The sequence below is a fragment of the Pseudomonas sp. MWU347 genome (genome assembly GCF_017947305.1).
In the GTDB taxonomy this organism is placed as follows: domain Bacteria; phylum Pseudomonadota; class Gammaproteobacteria; order Pseudomonadales; family Pseudomonadaceae; genus Aquipseudomonas; species Aquipseudomonas putida_A.
Genome location: NZ_JAFGZB010000038.1, coordinates 1 through 775, shown reverse-complemented (window position 1 = coordinate 775; position 775 = coordinate 1). Strand labels below are relative to the sequence as shown.

General features: G+C 62.1%; 1 pseudogene. It reads right to left on the bottom strand.

The features are described from left to right. A pseudogene (locus KCG87_RS27355) lies at window positions 1-775 on the bottom strand (hypothetical protein); the annotation flags it as partial.

Below are 775 nucleotides of genomic sequence, written 5' to 3'. Positions count from 1 at the left end.
GCACGCACGTCATAAACCGCCACCCGCGAATACTGGCGACCACCGGCCTGACGCACAACGGTGCAGTCCAACGAGATCTCCCGCCCGACGTTTGCCAACACCACCGACTGCGGCACGCTGATCAGTTTGTCGCGCCCCGCTTCTCCGCTCTCCACGCGAAACGGCACGATGGCGGTACCGCCTCCGGCAACGCCGATCCAGCGGATCTCGCCGCTGTCGCCCACCCTCAGGCCATACGCCGCAGCCAGACGCACGGTTGCACCTACCGCAGGCACCGCGCTCGCGTCAATCTGGTCGCCGCGCGCGTCGTCAATTGAGGGCGGATCGAAATCCAGCAGGGCATTGCCGACCCGCAAGGTCAGTGGAAAGGAGTAACCCAGGGTCTTGCCGTCACGCACGATGAAATAGTCGATGACGATCCGGCGATTGAGGTTGTTGGTCACAAACTGTTTCGGCACCGTGAACGGCACTTCCTTACCCGCAGTTTGCGCTGTAAGACGCAGTGAGCCACTGGTGCTGCCGTTACCGCCCGTACCGCGCCAGCGATAATTCACCAAGTCTTCGGGCTGTGTCTGCAGATACGTCACAATCAATTTACAGCCCAGCGGCGGGACGGCTTCCGGATCGATCAACGACGTGCCAGGCACCGCCTCCTCCACGCGCGGCGTCACGAACAGCGGTTGCACTTCGCCCACCTGCATTTCGAACCGCAACGACTCGCGCACGTTGAGTGTCGCCTCATCATCATTGGCGACGGTATAGAACACCGAGACCT